General features: G+C 40.7%; 17 protein-coding genes and 3 pseudogenes. 17 read left to right on the forward strand and 3 right to left on the reverse strand.

Features of this window, described 5'->3' with window-relative positions; all coding sequences use genetic code 11:
* Window positions 1-4 precede the first annotated feature (4 nt).
* The 3 genes from PW220_RS03965 to PW220_RS03975 are packed head-to-tail and all read right to left on the reverse strand — an operon-like array spanning window position 5 to window position 1,551.
* Window positions 5-1,126 (reverse strand): DUF2800 domain-containing protein, encoded by a 1,122-nt coding sequence (locus tag PW220_RS03965; RefSeq protein WP_248054470.1) that lies wholly within the window; start codon window positions 1,124-1,126, stop codon window positions 5-7.
* Window positions 1,119-1,442, reverse strand: coding sequence for a hypothetical protein (locus PW220_RS03970; RefSeq protein ID WP_172015135.1), 324 nt, complete (start codon window positions 1,440-1,442; stop codon window positions 1,119-1,121). Before PW220_RS03970 ends, PW220_RS03965 begins: the two co-directional genes overlap by 8 nt.
* Complete coding sequence (locus tag PW220_RS03975; protein WP_316716450.1) at window positions 1,417-1,551, reverse strand: hypothetical protein; 135 nt, start codon at window positions 1,549-1,551, stop codon at window positions 1,417-1,419. Before PW220_RS03975 ends, PW220_RS03970 begins: the two co-directional genes overlap by 26 nt.
* A gap of 307 nt (window positions 1,552-1,858) precedes the next feature.
* Between PW220_RS03975 and PW220_RS03980 the strand changes: the two genes are divergently transcribed.
* The 17 genes and pseudogenes from PW220_RS03980 to PW220_RS04055 all read left to right on the forward strand — a co-directional run bounded on the left by PW220_RS03980 (window position 1,859) and on the right by PW220_RS04055 (window position 15,387).
* Entirely contained in the window at window positions 1,859-4,144 is a 2,286-nt protein-coding gene (locus tag PW220_RS03980; protein ID WP_248054469.1) for a phage/plasmid primase, P4 family, read from the forward strand.
* 284 nt (window positions 4,145-4,428) lie between these two features.
* Window positions 4,429-4,710 carry a VRR-NUC domain-containing protein gene (locus tag PW220_RS03985; protein WP_248054468.1) on the forward strand — a complete coding sequence of 94 codons (282 nt, stop codon included), beginning with the start codon at window positions 4,429-4,431 and terminating at the stop codon, window positions 4,708-4,710.
* On the forward strand, window positions 4,691-6,067 hold the full coding sequence (locus tag PW220_RS03990) for an SNF2-related protein (RefSeq protein WP_248054467.1): 1,377 nt from the start codon (window positions 4,691-4,693) through the stop codon (window positions 6,065-6,067). Before PW220_RS03985 ends, PW220_RS03990 begins: the two co-directional genes overlap by 20 nt.
* On the forward strand, window positions 6,060-6,536 hold the full coding sequence (locus PW220_RS03995; RefSeq protein WP_171997332.1) for a hypothetical protein: 477 nt from the start codon (window positions 6,060-6,062) through the stop codon (window positions 6,534-6,536). Before PW220_RS03990 ends, PW220_RS03995 begins: the two co-directional genes overlap by 8 nt.
* Window positions 6,537-6,752: 216 nt before the next feature.
* On the forward strand, window positions 6,753-6,935 hold the full coding sequence (locus PW220_RS04000) for a DUF6900 domain-containing protein (RefSeq protein ID WP_024388637.1): 183 nt from the start codon (window positions 6,753-6,755) through the stop codon (window positions 6,933-6,935).
* A gap of 47 nt (window positions 6,936-6,982) precedes the next feature.
* The gene (metK, locus tag PW220_RS04005) at window positions 6,983-8,020 is read left to right on the forward strand and encodes a methionine adenosyltransferase (RefSeq protein ID WP_248054466.1); all 1,038 of its coding nucleotides are present in this window, start codon (window positions 6,983-6,985) and stop codon (window positions 8,018-8,020) included.
* 1 nt (window position 8,021) lies between these two features.
* Window positions 8,022-8,387 (forward strand): HNH endonuclease, encoded by a 366-nt coding sequence (locus tag PW220_RS04010; RefSeq protein ID WP_248054465.1) that lies wholly within the window; start codon window positions 8,022-8,024, stop codon window positions 8,385-8,387.
* Between the two features lie 298 nt (window positions 8,388-8,685).
* Complete coding sequence (locus PW220_RS04015; protein WP_024399321.1) at window positions 8,686-9,147, forward strand: hypothetical protein; 462 nt, start codon at window positions 8,686-8,688, stop codon at window positions 9,145-9,147.
* Window positions 9,119-9,997, forward strand: a pseudogene (locus tag PW220_RS04020) (DNA methyltransferase); the annotation flags it as partial. The gene PW220_RS04015 and the pseudogene PW220_RS04020, both read left to right, overlap by 29 nt.
* A gap of 690 nt (window positions 9,998-10,687) precedes the next feature.
* A pseudogene (locus PW220_RS10340) lies at window positions 10,688-10,822 on the forward strand (hypothetical protein); the annotation flags it as partial.
* A 27-nt stretch (window positions 10,823-10,849) separates the two neighbouring features.
* Window positions 10,850-11,230 (forward strand): annotated as a pseudogene (locus PW220_RS10345) (DNA-methyltransferase); the annotation flags it as partial.
* Window positions 11,227-12,486 carry a DNA cytosine methyltransferase gene (locus PW220_RS04030; RefSeq protein WP_105145863.1) on the forward strand — a complete coding sequence of 420 codons (1,260 nt, stop codon included), beginning with the start codon at window positions 11,227-11,229 and terminating at the stop codon, window positions 12,484-12,486. The pseudogene PW220_RS10345 and the gene PW220_RS04030, both read left to right, overlap by 4 nt.
* 93 nt (window positions 12,487-12,579) lie before the next feature.
* Window positions 12,580-12,828 carry an Nmad4 family putative nucleotide modification protein gene (locus PW220_RS04035; protein WP_172089950.1) on the forward strand — a complete coding sequence of 83 codons (249 nt, stop codon included), beginning with the start codon at window positions 12,580-12,582 and terminating at the stop codon, window positions 12,826-12,828.
* 1 nt (window position 12,829) lies between these two features.
* Window positions 12,830-13,042, forward strand: a complete 213-nt coding sequence (locus tag PW220_RS04040; RefSeq protein ID WP_172089951.1) for a DUF4314 domain-containing protein — start codon at window positions 12,830-12,832, stop codon at window positions 13,040-13,042.
* 1 nt (window position 13,043) lies between these two features.
* Window positions 13,044-13,274 carry a hypothetical protein gene (locus PW220_RS04045; RefSeq protein WP_024376937.1) on the forward strand — a complete coding sequence of 77 codons (231 nt, stop codon included), beginning with the start codon at window positions 13,044-13,046 and terminating at the stop codon, window positions 13,272-13,274.
* Window positions 13,275-13,324: 50 nt separating this feature from the next.
* Window positions 13,325-13,798: a phage terminase small subunit P27 family gene (locus PW220_RS04050; RefSeq protein ID WP_172042488.1), complete on the forward strand. Its 474-nt coding sequence runs from the start codon at window positions 13,325-13,327 to the stop codon at window positions 13,796-13,798.
* Window positions 13,795-15,387: a terminase large subunit gene (locus tag PW220_RS04055; protein ID WP_248054464.1), complete on the forward strand. Its 1,593-nt coding sequence runs from the start codon at window positions 13,795-13,797 to the stop codon at window positions 15,385-15,387. Before PW220_RS04050 ends, PW220_RS04055 begins: the two co-directional genes overlap by 4 nt.
* Window positions 15,388-15,444 lie beyond the last annotated feature (57 nt).

Here is a 15,444-nt window from a genome sequence, read left to right on the forward strand (position 1 = left end):
ATAGTTAATCCTCTTTAAATTCATTTTTTGCTAGGTTCATCTCTTGACGGCTATCGTCAATTGGAACGAGTATTGGTTTACCACTTGGTTTTATTACGAGACCACCAAGTAGGTCGTTAAAGGTTTTCTTGCCAAGTAATTTTGTCATGGCAGTGATAGTGAGTAGTTTCTTTTCGTAAGGGTCAAATCCAGCTTCCATCACAGCTTGACTCACGGCAGTTTCATCTGAGTATTTACGAACAGAACGACCTTCAACCAGTTTGTATCCTGGGATAGGATATCCATCTGTTGCTTGATTTAATGCATAAGCTTTGATGTCGTTTGCCCATGAAATCAACAAGTCTAGCTTAGGTAAAATCTCTGCAATATCCCCGTTATCAAGAGTAGCTGGATTTGCAAACTCCATCTTGGCAAGAGCCAAATTATCCTCCGCACGTTTACGACAGACAGTCTTTAGTTTACAGAATTGGCAGTGTTTACCAGACTGCATATCCCCCTCACCTTTGAATGCAAGTTCAGCTTTTGGAGCGAGTTCATTTTCAGCCCATTCAAGCAACTCAGTCTTTTCTATCTCAAAGGTAGATATGTTATGTTTTCGTGGTTGAAAGATGGTCATGGTGACTTTATCAAAATCATAAAGCCCATCAAACATCTCAAGAGCACCGAGGGCATAACACATCATTTGTGGGTTATGGTCTGCATCAACTAGAACACCAAGTCCGTGCTTATAATCAATAACCTGAAGAAGTCCATCTGCCACAATAAGGCAATCTCCAGTTCCAAATCCTTCAGGTACCCACTTAGAAAAGTCCAGTCGTTGTTCGATAAGAACTGTAGGGTCACGAGAGTAGCCTCTGGCTTTCTCGACTTGTTGCATGACATAGTTGCGGTATTCTTCAGCGCAATCCTGTATTTCATTGTTATAAAATGCTAAATCCTCAGTTGGATCACGCGTTTTCCTTCCTAGAGCTTTCTCGACTAGATAAGCACACAACTCGTGAGCATCCGTACCTTCAAGGGCAAACTCAGAGGTTACATCTGGCATATTTTCTGTTAACCGAACAGATGGTGGGCAGTTCAACCAACGATGTGATGCAGAAGCAGATAGAATGGCGTGGTTAGTCATTTCCAATCCCTCCAGCTTCTTCAAGGACTGCCGCAAAGTGTTTAGGGTCAAGAGCTGATAGAGAAGAAGCACCGTAAGCATTTAGAAGAGCACGAACTTCATTCTTAAATCCATCTTTAGCTTTAGTCGCAAGGACTGTACGGACATCCTCCAATTGAATTTCCTTTTGTGATTCATTTTTTGGTGGATTTGATTTAGGTACTGTTTGCTCCTCAGAAGAGAGGAGTTTCTTGAACTCGTCCACCAATCGAAGATAGTACTTTGCGGTTTCTTCCATATCATTAATTAGTCTATTCAGTTCTTTCATTTTGCTCATTGTTTTCTTCCTCCTTTATCTTACGAGCGAGTTGCTTTGAAATGATGCTAATGGCAGTTAGAGTATCGACCAGTTCATCATTGTGATTCACAGTTATTTCTTGAGTCATTTTGTGACCTCCTATCTTATTAGGTAGAGATGTGAACAGAAATTCTGGTTTTTATTAAAAATTTTTTGAATCGATGTATTTCATCTCTTACACCTATATAGGTAATACTGGGATGTAATTTTCCGCTTTTTTATAAAAAATTTTTATTTTGGCATAAAAGAAAATAATCTTCCTCTAGCTATATAAAGGAAGATTATTTTTTTTGAAAAAAATGTTATTAAGGGCGGAAAAATGAGTCGTAGTTCTACCTAATAAGGTAGGAGGGAAAAAACTCCACATATCATTAATTACATTTGGAGGGTACATAATGCAATTTACCTTATCTTATTCTGGACAGACTGGGGTTCAGACAACCACGGTTTATCCCAATCAAGTAACTATTACTGATGAAATATCGCTACAAACTGTTGCGAAATTCGACCATGTGGCAGGGCAGTTTTTAAACAATACACGCTCAAATACCAATTTCGTCAAGTCGGACGTTTTGGTCATGGATATTGATAATCACCACACTGAAAATCCAGATGAGTGGATAACTATAGAGAGATTAAAAGAAATCTTTGCGGATTATAACTTTGCCTTGGTAACTAGTCGAAGTCACATGCAGGCTAAGGCAGGAAAAGCTCCAAGACCAAAATTTCATATTTACTTCCAAATCAATGAGGTAACTGATAAAGATGTCTACGTAGCTATGAAGGAAGAACTCTGTAATCAGTACAAGTTTTTTGATGATCATGCCAAGGATGCGGCACGTTTCTTCTTTGGAAATCCAAATGCACAGGTTATATGGCATGATTCATGGCTAACTATTGATGAAGATTTGTTTCAAGTTGTTTCTATTGAAGACGAGGAAGATTTCGATGCAGACTTCTATACTCCTCCAAGTGGACCAATCCAGCAAGGGAGTCGTAATTCAACGATGTCTGTATTTGCAGCTAAGATTGTCAAACGGTTAGGCGTGACCCAAGAAGCAAGGGATGGCTTTGATGAACAAGCTGAAAAGTGTGAACCACCATTGGATAAAGCGGAGTTAGATACCATATGGGGCAGTGCAGTACGTTTCTACAATAAAACCATTAAAAGTTCTGAAGGTTATGTTTCACCAGAACAGTTTAATCGAGAAACACTGAGACCAGATGACTACTCCGATGTCGGTGAAGCAGGAGTATTGGCTCGTGAGTATTGTGACAAATTAGCTTATACCAATGCGACAGATTATCTCTATTACGATGGAACGCATTGGCGTGAGAACAAGCAGTTGGCATTAGGGGCAGTTGTACACTTTACTGATGAACAACTTGCTGAAGCGAATGCACTCTTGGAATCTGCAGAGAAGCAACTTCAGTCTTCAGGTATTGATGAATTGACCATTAAGGCTGGTGGAAAGCGACTAGAAAATGCAGTCGAAACTCCACTTCAGTTGAAATATTTAAAAGCCTATCTAGCAGCTAAAGAGTTTCATAAATTTGTTATGAAACATCGTGACTATAAGAATTTGATGGCTGTCTATAATACAGCTAAACCAATGCTTTCAGTAGAATTGTCAGAATTAGATAGTGATGACTTATTACTCAATACGCCAGAGGCTACCTATGATTTACGAAAAGGAATAAATGGGTCACAAGAACACAATCCTGAAGATTATATAACTAAAATGACAGCAGTCTCTCCTAGTGATCAGGGTATGGGATTATGGCAGGAAACTTTAGCTACCTTTTTCTGTAATGACCAAGAATTAATTGATTATGTTCAAGAAATTATTGGTATGGCGGCAATCGGTAAGGTCTATCAGGAACATATGATTATTGCCTATGGAGGCGGAGCGAACGGCAAGTCTACTTTTTGGAATACCATTGCTCGTGTGCTAGGTAGCTATTCAGGTAAATTATCTGCGGATGCTTTAACGATGTCAAACAAGCGAAATGTCAGTCCTGAGCTTGCTGAGCTTAAAGGGAAACGTCTGGTCATTGCTTCTGAGATGGCAGAAGGGATGAGACTCAATACAGCTGTTGTTAAGCAGATTACCTCAACAGATGAAATCCAAGCTGAGAAAAAGTACAAGGATCCTTTTCACTTCGTGCCATCACATACGCTGGTTCTTTATACCAACCATCTGCCTAAAGTAGGAGCGAACGATGATGGAACTTGGCGACGTTTGGTTGTTATTCCCTTTAATGCCAAAATCACTGGTCGCTCTGACATCAAAAACTTTGCGGACCATTTGTATGACAATGCAGCACCAGCAATTTTGTCTTGGATTATCGAAGGTGCAGAAAAAGCTATCAAAGCGAACTTTAAAACAAAAGTACCAACTGCGGTATCTTCTTCCGTCAAAGCCTATCGTGAGGCCAATGATTGGTTAGGACACTTCCTTAGTGAGTGTTGTCAAGTTGGTGATCAGTTGACAGAAAAATCAGGAGAACTATACAGTCAGTATCGTGCTTATTGCGCCAAGAACATGGAGTACACACGCAGTACGACCGATTTTTATTCTGCTCTTGATCAGGCAGGGTTTAAGCGAAAACGGACAAGTAAAGGTAACTTCATTCTTGGTTTGAAATTGGTTGATGATGACTATGATTTCTTAGATTAATGACCAACATTTTTAGCCACCTTACCTCCACAAGAGAGGTGATGGACTATTTTAGGTGTGTAGGTCGTTGACTGAATGGTTGGAACTTATTTTGAGTGAGGTTTCAGATAAATGATTAAAACGACCAGCATGAGTGACATTTTTTGATTTTGTGTAGGTCTATTATGGTCTTTTCTAAAACTATCCTATAAGCAAAAATTACTATAAAAAAAGCCTATAAGAGGAGTTTTGGAAATGACTGCACTAGACCTACACACTTCAATTTGATGAAAGGATTTAGAACGATGAGAGAAAAGTACGTTGAGCAAGCTTTGGTGAAATCTGTGAAAGCTAGAGGAGGCATTTGTCCTAAGTGGGTATCACCATCTTTTTCTGGTGTGCCAGACAGGTTGGTATTTTTACCCAATGGCAAGTTTGGCTTGGTGGAAGTAAAAGCTCCTAACCAAAAGCCAAGGATGTTGCAAGTGTCAAGGCATAAACTGTTCGAGCGGTTAGGTTTCAAGGTTTATGTGATTGACCGAATTGAGATGATTGGAGAGGTGCTAGATGAAATTGACATTACATAACTATCAGGTAGTCGCCAAGGACTTCATCATAGCTCACCCTTATGCAGCAGTCATCCTAGACATGGGGATGGGAAAGACAGCTACAACCTTGTCTGCGGTGAATGAGCTGATGTTTGATAGGTTTGAAGTCACTAAAGTTTTGGTTATTGCCCCACTTCGAGTCGCAAATACGGTTTGGAGTGATGAGATTGAGCAATGGGCGGAGTTGCGTCACTTGCGTTATTCGAAAATTGTTGGAACACCAAAGCAACGAAAAGTAGCTCTCCAGAAAGATGCGGATATCTATATCGTCAATCGTGAAAATCTCCCTTGGTTGGTGGAACAATGTAGTCCCTATTTCAAGTGGGATATGGTAGTGATTGATGAATTGAGTTCTTTCAAGTCTTGGCAGTCCAAGCGTTTCAAAGCCTTCATGGCTATGCGACCTTACATGAAACGTATCGTTGGTTTGACAGGAACTCCAAGCTCAAATGGACTGATGGACTTGTTCGCAGAGTTTAAAGTCATTGACGGAGGTGAACGTCTTGGTCGGTTCATCGGTGAGTTTCGTAGTCGCTACTTTGAAGAAGGTCGTCGCAATGGAAACATTGTTTATGAATACATCCCTATGGATTATGCGGAGTGTCAAATTCAAGACAAGATTAGTGATATTACCATTTCCATGAAAGCCCTAGACTATTTGGATATGCCTGAATTGATTTCAACCAAGAAACTGGTGCGTATGTCAGAAAAGGAAAAAGAAAAATACAGTCAGTTTAAGAAAGAGTATGTATTGTCAGAGTTAGACGGACTAGAAGTAACTGCCGCAAATGCTGCAAGCCTGACGAACAAGTTAGTTCAGTTGTCCAATGGAGCTGTATATTCTGATGATCATACGGTTGTGGCATTACATGAACAAAAACTAGATGCCCTTGAAGATATCCTTGAATCCGCAAATGGAGAACCTGTCTTAGTTGCCTATTGGTTCAAACATGACTTAGCTCGGATTATTGGACGTTTAGAAAAACTCAAGGTAAAGAGTCGGTTGTTGAAAACAGAAGAAGATATTCGTGAATGGAACAAGGGAAATGTCCCAGTTGGCTTACTTCATCCAGCTGGAGCTGGTCATGGGTTGAACCTCCAAAAAGGCGGCCACCACTTGGTCTGGTTTGGATTAACATGGTCTTTGGAATTATACCAACAAACCAATGCACGCCTTTGGCGTCAAGGCCAGGAGGCTGAGACAGTTGTTATTCAACACATTGTGACTGAAGGAACGATTGATGAGGAAATCCTGAAGGCACTAGAAAACAAAGATGCACAACAAGAACGGCTAATTGAAGCTGTTAAAGCACAAGTAGGAGGGGCAGATGGATAAGGCAGAGCACATACTGACGAATTACAATGAACTCAAAAGTGACTTGGATATGTTAAAGTATCGTTTGGAACATTTCAAACCAGTGACAGAAAATGAGGTTATTGGTTCACTCGTTTTTGAAAAATCTGATGAGCCTAGAGTTAAAAGTTCACCTACCAATCAAAGGTCAGAGATGATTGCACTGAATTTTCGAGAGAAGATGATTCAGGAAAATGAGGAACAATTGGCGGATTTATCGCAACGGTATATCCGATTGGCTAATGACCTTGATAATTTTGAGATGGCTTTAAAATTTCTTAAGGGAGATTTATATGATTTTGCGCAATCCATGCTTAAGATAGATAGTAATTGGGATAGCTTGATGAGAGAGTTTCATATTAGCCGAAGTACTGTTAGAAATTGGCGACGTAAGGTCTTAGACCATGTTAGGGAAGTGTATATGAAAATGGGATTTTCTTTGGAAAAGTAACCTCTCCCTGACCTAACATTGACCTCCCCTTGACCTACCAGTAACCTCCCTCTGACCTCCCCCTGCACTAAGTGTGACCTAACATTGACCTCACTTTGTCAAAATTTGTGGTAGAATTGTAAGTGTCAAAAAAGATAAAAAATACTCAGAAATGACTGGATATATCTCCTTTTTAGAGTTAATATGTACACAACAAAAGAAGAGGAGAACAATACCATGACAAAGCGTCAACAAGAAAAACTCAATGCCCTTTTAACAGAAATTGCAAAAGAAGAACTTTTTGTAGAAACCTTGGAAAAACGTTGGAGCGACAATCTAGACTTCTACGATGTTTCGGTATGGGGTATCAAAAGAGCATTGGAGAGAGCCTACGAAGCAGGCCAAAAATCAGTAAAATAAAGTAAAGCCTAGCCTCATAAAGGTTGGGCTTTTTGCGTGGAGGAATTATGATTATTTCTAGTGAACAAGTTTCAGTTGGACACCCAGATAAAATCTGTGATCAGATTTCAGATGCCATTTTGACGGAGTGTCTCAAGTTTGACAAATCAAGTCGAGTGGCAGTTGAGACCTTAATCAAAGATACCCAGGTTATAGTAGCTGGTGAAATTTCGACAAGACATTACTTTAATCTCGAGAACATTGTTCGTCGGGTTGTCGAGCCACTTGGTATGAAGAATGTTCGGGTAACTAACCTACTTGGACTCCAAAGTTCTGATATTGCCCAAGGTGTTGATAATGGTGGTGCTGGTGACCAAGGAATGATGTTTGGTTATGCGACTGATGAAACACCTGAGTACCTCCCACTGCCTTATGTTCTAGCAACTCGAGTCCTTGAGAAACTGATGTCACTTGGTCACCCCTTACTTGGAAAGGACGCTAAAGCTCAGGTTTCCTACGACTATGAGAAGAAACGAATTGATACCTTCTTAGTTTCCATACAACATACCGAAACGGCTGACCTTGCCAAAGTAAAGCGAATTGTGACAGAAGCCATGATGTCAGTAGCACTTCGTTACCGTCAGAATCTAGATTTCAAAGTTCTAGTCAATCCAACTGGTCGTTTCGTACTTGGTGGTTCATTGGCGGATGCAGGAGTTACTAGTCGAAAAATTGTGGCAGATACATATGGTGGTTTCGCACATCATGGCGGAGGTGCTTTCTCTGGAAAAGACCCAAGCAAGGTGGACAGATCCGGTGCCTACATGGCACGAAAGATTGCTAAGGATATTGTTCGAGAAGGGTATGCGAAACGATGTGAAGTACAATTAGCCTATGCCATTGGAGTTGCAGAACCTGTGTCGGTATATGTAGAAACCTTTGGAACCAGTCGCTACACCTCAACACAACTGGAAGGAATGATTCGTGAACGCTACGACTTGACCCCACAAGGTATCATTAAGGAACTTCATCTCTTAAATGTAGACTACACCAAAACATCTTGCTTTGGGCATTTCACAAAAGCCTATCTTCCTTGGGAGAAGTAAGATGCCAAGAAGACCAAGCACACCTTGTAAACAAAATGGTTGTCCTAACCTAGTACCTTATGGTCACAAGTATTGTGACAACCATAAAGCAAACTACCAACTGGATATCAAGTCAACCAAAGCCAAAGGATACAATGCCCAATGGAATAAAGCACGACTTCGTTACTTAAAAGTTCAACCACTTTGTGTTCAATGCAAAGTCAAAGGTCGATTGACCAAGGCAACAGTGGTTGACCATATCACACCCCACCGAGGTGACCAAGAACTCTTTTGGAATCAATCTAACTGGCAAGCACTTTGTAAGTCTTGTCATGATAGGAAGACCAAGACGACTGACCGATATGTGGAGTATACGTATCGATTTTAATCTTGGAGTTTCGTTACAAAAGTATCTCATTTTTCACTCATTGGGGGAGGGGGGATGAAATCTCTAAACCCTTGGGAGACTAAGACCGACGCCCCCTCAAACGTGCAATTTCGCAAAATTCGCAAGTGGGTACATTTAAATCGCTCAATTATTACGTTTGTTCCCACCGTTATCACGTTTCTAATGTGGGGATGTAGCGTTCCCTAGTATGTCATTTTGGTAATAAAATAGTGAAAAAGGCTAGAAACAATGTAGAAAATAGTTGTTTTTAGTCCTTTTTTGCTGGAAAGGAAAACAAATGGACGAAAGTCAACGCAAACAAATCTGGAAAATGCGAGCAGAAGGTCTTGGCTATGGCTTAATCGGTAAGGCTACAGGACTATCTAGAGATTCTGTTAAAAAATACTGTAAACGAAATCCAGCATTGCTTGGTCATGGAGCGGCGACAAAGCAAATGGCAAAAGCCGACCAGATTGATGGACTCCGTTGCCCTCAGTGTTATCAAACACTTAAAATTCATAAAGTAGGAAGACCAAAGAAGTTCTGTTCGGATAAGTGTCGTAAGGTTTGGTGGACAACACATTCTGATGAACACGATAAATCAAAAACCGCATATGAAGATTTGACTTGCCAGCAATGTGGCAGGTCATTTTTATCTTATGCCAATCCAAATAGGAAATTTTGTAGCCATTCGTGTTACATTCAATCACGCTTTTATAAAGGAGAAACCAATGACAAGCCAACCAACAATGGAAATTAGAGAAATTCGATTGTCTGAATTACACCCAGCCTCCTACAATCCTCGAAAAAAACTTAAAAAGGGTGATAAGGAGTATGAAAAGATTAAGCAAAGTCTACTCAAGTTTGGCTACGTTGACCCCATCATCGTCAATAAAGACTTGACGGTAATTGGTGGCCATCAACGATTAACTGTATTGAAGGACTTAGACTATGAAACCGCCAAATGTGTCATTGTCGATTTATCTAAAGAAGATGAAAAGGCACTGAACATTGCCCTTAACAAAATCACCGGTCAATGGGACGACCAACTTTTGGCGGACTTGCTTTTGGATTTACAGGAATCGGATTTCAATCTCGACCTGACTGGTTTTGAACCACCAGAAATTGACGATATCCTGTCGAATGTTCATGATAAAGACCTATCAGATGATGACTTTGATGTTGAAGAGGAATTGAAGAAACCCACCTTTTCAAAACGAGGGGACATTTGGCAACTTGGTAAGCATCGAGTGATTTGTGGAGACTCTACGAAAGCTGAAACTTATGACCAACTTTTAGGTGATAAAAAGGCAAATTTGGTTGTGACAGACCCTCCCTATAATGTTGATGTAGAAGAAACAGCTGGAAAGATTCTCAATGACAATATGCCTGATAGTGACTTTTACCAGTTTCTTTTTGATATGTTCACTCAAGTAGAAAAACATATGGAGTCTGATGGTTCAATCTATGTATTCCATGCGGATACAGAAGGACTGAACTTCCGAAAGGCATTTAAAGAGGCGGGATTCTACCTCAGTGGGTGTTGCATTTGGAAGAAGAACTCCTTAGTTCTTGGACGTAGTCCCTATCAGTGGCAACATGAACCATGTCAGCCAGCAGGTACGATTGTTCAAACTATAAATGGTCCCGTTCCAATAGAAGACTTAAAGGATGGTGATAGGGTCATTAGTTACAATTCCTATTCAGGAACAATTCTGGGGATGCGTAATGGTGGCTATGAGATAAAAACAGCTTCTCGATATTATAATGGCACCTTATACGGTATAAAAATTGGAAATAAAATAACGTGGGCTACGGATAACCATCAGTTTTCGGTTCGTTTTAATGAATCAACAAAAAACAATTATTGTACCTATCTTATGCGTAAAGGAGACCGTTGGCGTGTAGGGATTACTGAACTCTATAACTCGAGGGGATTTGGTTTGAAAACGAGACTTCGTGGAGAGAAAGGTGAAGAGGCTTGGGTCATTGATGTATTTGATGATAAAGTAACAGCCCAGTGCCACGAACAGTTATTAGCCCTCAAGTACGGTATTCCTTATACTCATTGGGAAATGGATAGAGGACTTCCAAAGAAAGAAACTCAACGCACATCTCATCATGTCGATATGATTTATGATAACTTGGATAGCCAAATTCAATTAGATAATGCTAGACGTTTGCTTGTTGACTATGGTCGAAATATCAAATACCCACTCATTCACAAAGGAAATGGACATGAGGCATTTAGTAAACGAGTAACTGCTCGCATCAATGCTTGTAATCTGATCCCTCAAATTATGCAAGTTCCAATTCCAAAAACTTATGAAAAGGAAACGAGAGAAAATTTTTACTGGGGCGTAATTGATGAGGTTCTTACAAAAGGATTCAGTGGACCTGTTTATTCTCTTGCTGTTGAAAAATATGAACATTATATTGCAGATGGAATTGTTACTCATAACTGTCTTTATGGCTGGAAACAAAAGGGAAAACATCAATGGTTCAGTGACCGTAAACAAACAACCATTTGGGAATATGACCGTCCAAAATCTAGTAAAGACCACCCAACGATGAAACCAATTCCGCTCATGGCCTATCCTATTCAAAATTCATCGATGCGAGGAACGCTTGTCCTAGATCCATTTCTTGGTTCTGGTTCAACCCTAATGGCTGCAGACCAAACTGGAAGGGTTTGTTACGGCATTGAGTTGGATGAGAAGTTTGTGGATGTCATTGTCAAACGTTATATAGAGTCAACAGGAAATGACAACGTGACGGTGTTGCGCGATGGACAGACATTGACCTTTGATGAAGCTTATTCAATGATGGAGGAGTCGGTATGACCTTAACTTTTCTTGATTTCTTTGCAGGAGTGGGTGGTTTTCGTCGTGGTTTGGAATTAGCTGGTTTCAAATGTATCGGTTACTGTGAAAAGGATAAGTTTGCACGAAAATCTTATGAAGCAATGTATGACACGAAAGGAGAATGGTTTCATGACGACATCACAAGCATTGACCCAACACAACTTCCAAAAGCAGATTTATGGACTGCGGGAAGCCCTTGTCAAAATGTGTCTATCGCAGGGAAGCGAGCAGGCCTATACGGTGAACGAAGTGGACTCTTTTTTACATTTGTTGACCTCCTCCAAAGCCAAGAAGAAGAAGATAAACCCGAGTGGATACTCCTTGAAAATGTTAAGGGACTTTTATCAAGTGGCGGGGGACGAGATTATCTCGACTATCTCTCTATCTTGGATGAAGCAGGGTACGACCTTGAGTGGCAAGTGTTCAATTCAAAAGACTACGGAGTTCCCCAAAATCGAGAACGCATCTACACTCTCGGACATCTTAGAAGTAGAGGTCGACGAAAAGTACTACCTATCAGCGGAGAAAGCGGTAGCCATCTTAAGCAACTTGTAGGTGGAATGCAAAGCTATCGTGTCTACGACCCTAGTGGAATTGCCACAACCCTTGTTGGTGCGGGTGGTGGCCTGGGAGCTAAGACTGGTCTATATTTGATTGACCAATCTTTGACAGAACCAAAGTTGACAGATGAGGCACGTTGTATCACTGCACGATATACTGCTGGAGCTACAAAGCGGACGGCTATGAATTCTGGAGTACTCGAAATTCAACCTATTCTAACACCCAATAGAATCAATAAGCGTCAAAATGGACGCAGGCTCAAGGAACAGGATGAGCCAATGTTCACATTGACCTCTCAAGACCGCCATGGCATTCTTGAAGGTATCAAGGTCAGAAATGGTACGAAGCAAGGTTATCAAGTTGCTGAGGTAGGTGATTCAGTGGATTTATCTTATCCCAACTCTCCCACGAGACGAGCAAGAGTTGGGAAAGGAATCGCCCATAACCTATCCTGCGGTGGTCAAATGGGTGCTGTGGTTTGGAATGATCGAGTGGTGAAAATTAGACGTTTAACCCCTAGAGAATGTTTTCGACTACAAGGTTTTTCGGATGATTTATTCGAGAAAGCCCAAGCAGTAAACTCCGATGCCCAACTGTATAAACAAGCTGGAAATGGAGTGACGGTAACAGTTGTCTATGCTATTGGATGTGCCATTCTAGGAAGTGAAAAATAGTCGAAAATATCGGCAAAATAATCTATAAATGACTGGATATAAGTCTCCTTTAGAGTTAATATGTACACAAGAAAAGAAGAGGAGAACAAAACCATGACAACAACACTTGAAAAACTCTATGAAATCTACCCAACAACCGCAAGCATCATTCCTTACAAGGAATGGGTTATCGTTGCATCCAAAGGAAACAAAGAAACAGTAGTTGAGATTTACGAAACGGCTGATAGTCTTGAAGAGTTTGAAAACTTCGAACGCAGATTTGACCGCATTTACCAAGAAGCAGGAACATTCGAAGACTTTGGACATGCAGTTAAGTGGGCATTTGAAAAGATTGGAGAATAACATGGACGCAAAAATTTTCAACTACCTAAAGACAATCTATCCGGTTGGTACAAAAGTTAGATTAGTAAAAATGGATGACCCACATCCAGTTCCTAAAGGAACACTTGGTACAGTTATTGGAGTGGATGACATTGGTTCACTCTTAGTTAAGTGGGAAAATGGCAGTTGCCTAAATGTTTTGTATGGAATTGATATCGTAGAAAAGGTAATGTGAGATGTGGGAAATTATGACTCGAACGGTTGGAGACAGACATTACGTTTGTGAGTTTCTCCGTGAAGATACAACAGACCCAAGGAATATAGACGGTGCTTGGATTAGAATACTGACTATCAAGCGAGATGGTAACTATATTTACCAATACCGATACGGAAACGAAATAGATAACATGGACGACATTGACAGAACTGTTTGTCAGGCTGTACTTGATAACTTTAATGAACTTTAAGAATGAACTCGAAATGAGTTCTTTTTTCTTACTCTCAAGGAGGTGAGATTGTGGCAATCAGGGGGCGAAAACCAAAGCCTACGAATATGAAAATACTTGAGGGAAATCCTGGTAAGCGACCACTCCCTACGAATGAAGTCAAACCCAAACAAAAAGCCCCACGTTGCCCACAGTGGCTTGAAGAAGATGCAAAGAAGGAGTGGAAACGGATGGGAAAAATTCTCGAACAGATGGGAATTTTAACCGAAATGGACATGACTGCATTTGCAGGATATTGTCAAGCCTACGCTCGCTGGAAAGAGGCAGAAGAGTTCCTTTCCAAGCATGGCTCCATTATCAAAACTCCGAACGGCTATCTCCAACAAGTCCCTCAAGTCTCTATCAGCCAGACTAACCTCAAAATCATGCTTAAATTCTGTGAACAATTTGGTTTGACACCTTCAGCTCGTAACCGTCTAGCAACGATGGATTCAGAAGTTGGTACTGGTGATGAAATGGAAGATTTGTTAGGAGGAATTTTATGAGCTATCATTATGAACCAAGTCCATTCATGCTTCCAACCTCACACTATGATAAGGCAAAGGCTGATAGGGCAGTAACATTTATCAATAATCTCTCCCACACAAAGGGCAAGTGGGCAGGAAAGCGATTTGATTTGTTGCCGTGGCAGGAACAGATTGTCCGTGACCTATTTGGGATTGTGAAAGAAGATGGTAACCGTCAGTTCTTAACAGCCTATATAGAAATTCCAAAGAAGAATGGTAAGTCTGAGCTAGCAGCGGCTATCGCTCTTTATCTACTTTATGCGGATAATGAAGCCAGTGCAGAAGTTTATGGTGCGGCTTGTGACCGAAACCAAGCGTCAATCGTATTTGATGTAGCCAAGCAGATGGTGCAGATGAGTCGCCCCTTGGAAAAGCGTTCTAAGATAATGGGTGCTACCAAGCGTATTGTAAATTATTCTAACGCTGGGTTTTACCAAGTTCTTTCAGCAGAGACTGGGACAAAGCATGGACTAAACGTATCTGGCTTGGTCTTTGATGAAATCCACGCTCAGCCTAATCGTCATTTGTATGATGTATTAACCAAGGGGTCAGGAGACGCAAGGGAACAACCCCTCTTTTTTATTATCACAACAGCTGGAACGGATAGGAACTCCATCTGTTATGAATTGCATACTAAAGCATTGGATATTTTGAATGGTAGAAAGAAGGACACGTCATTCTATCCTGTGGTTTATGGATTATCCGATGAAGATGATTGGAATGATGAAGCAAACTGGAGAAGAGCCAACCCTTCACTAGGGCATACTATTGGGATTGACCGTGTTAGAGAAGCCTACCAACAGGCACTTGATAACCCAGCAGAAGAAAATGTCTTTAAGCAACTCCGACTAAATATGTGGACAAGCTCAAGTGTTGCTTGGATTCCAGAACATGTTTATGCAAAGGGAAATGATCCTATCCAATATGATAGCCTCAAGGGGCGTAGTTGTTATGCAGGTTTAGACCTTTCTAGTACGTCCGATATTACAGCTTTTGTTTTGGTGTTCCCTCCTAGATTTGAAGAAGAGAATTATATCGTTCTGCCATTTTTCTGGCTACCTGAGGATACATTGGAACTGAGATGTCGACGTGACCATGTTCTATATGATGTTTGGGAGCGTCAGGGCTACATCAAAACTACAGAGGGGAATGTTGTTCACTATGGTTTTATCGAAAAGTTTATTGAAGACTTATCGGAAATCTATCATATTAAGGAAATAGCCTATGACCGTTGGAATGCGACACAGATGGTTCAGAATCTAGAAGGAATGGGCTTGACCATGGTGCCTTTCGGTCAGGGGTACAAGGATATGAGTCCACCATCAAAGGAACTATATAAACTTATGATGGAAGGCAAGATTCAACATGGTGGCCATCCAGTTCTGAAATGGATGGGACAAAACGTAGTCATGAGACAAGACCCTGCTGGTAATATCAAGCCTGATAAGGAAAAGTCAGTCGAGAAGATTGACGGTATTGTAGCACTCATTATGGGACTGGATCGTTGTATTCGTCACCAAACCGATGAAGGAAGTGTGTATGATGAACGTGGAATTTTGAGTTTTTAGTTGAATTTATAAGGTAAGCATGATAGAATGTATTTACAAATCATCTTTACAATGAGG

The organism is Streptococcus sp. 29892 (genome assembly GCF_032594935.1).
Lineage (GTDB): Bacteria > Bacillota > Bacilli > Lactobacillales > Streptococcaceae > Streptococcus > Streptococcus hyiners.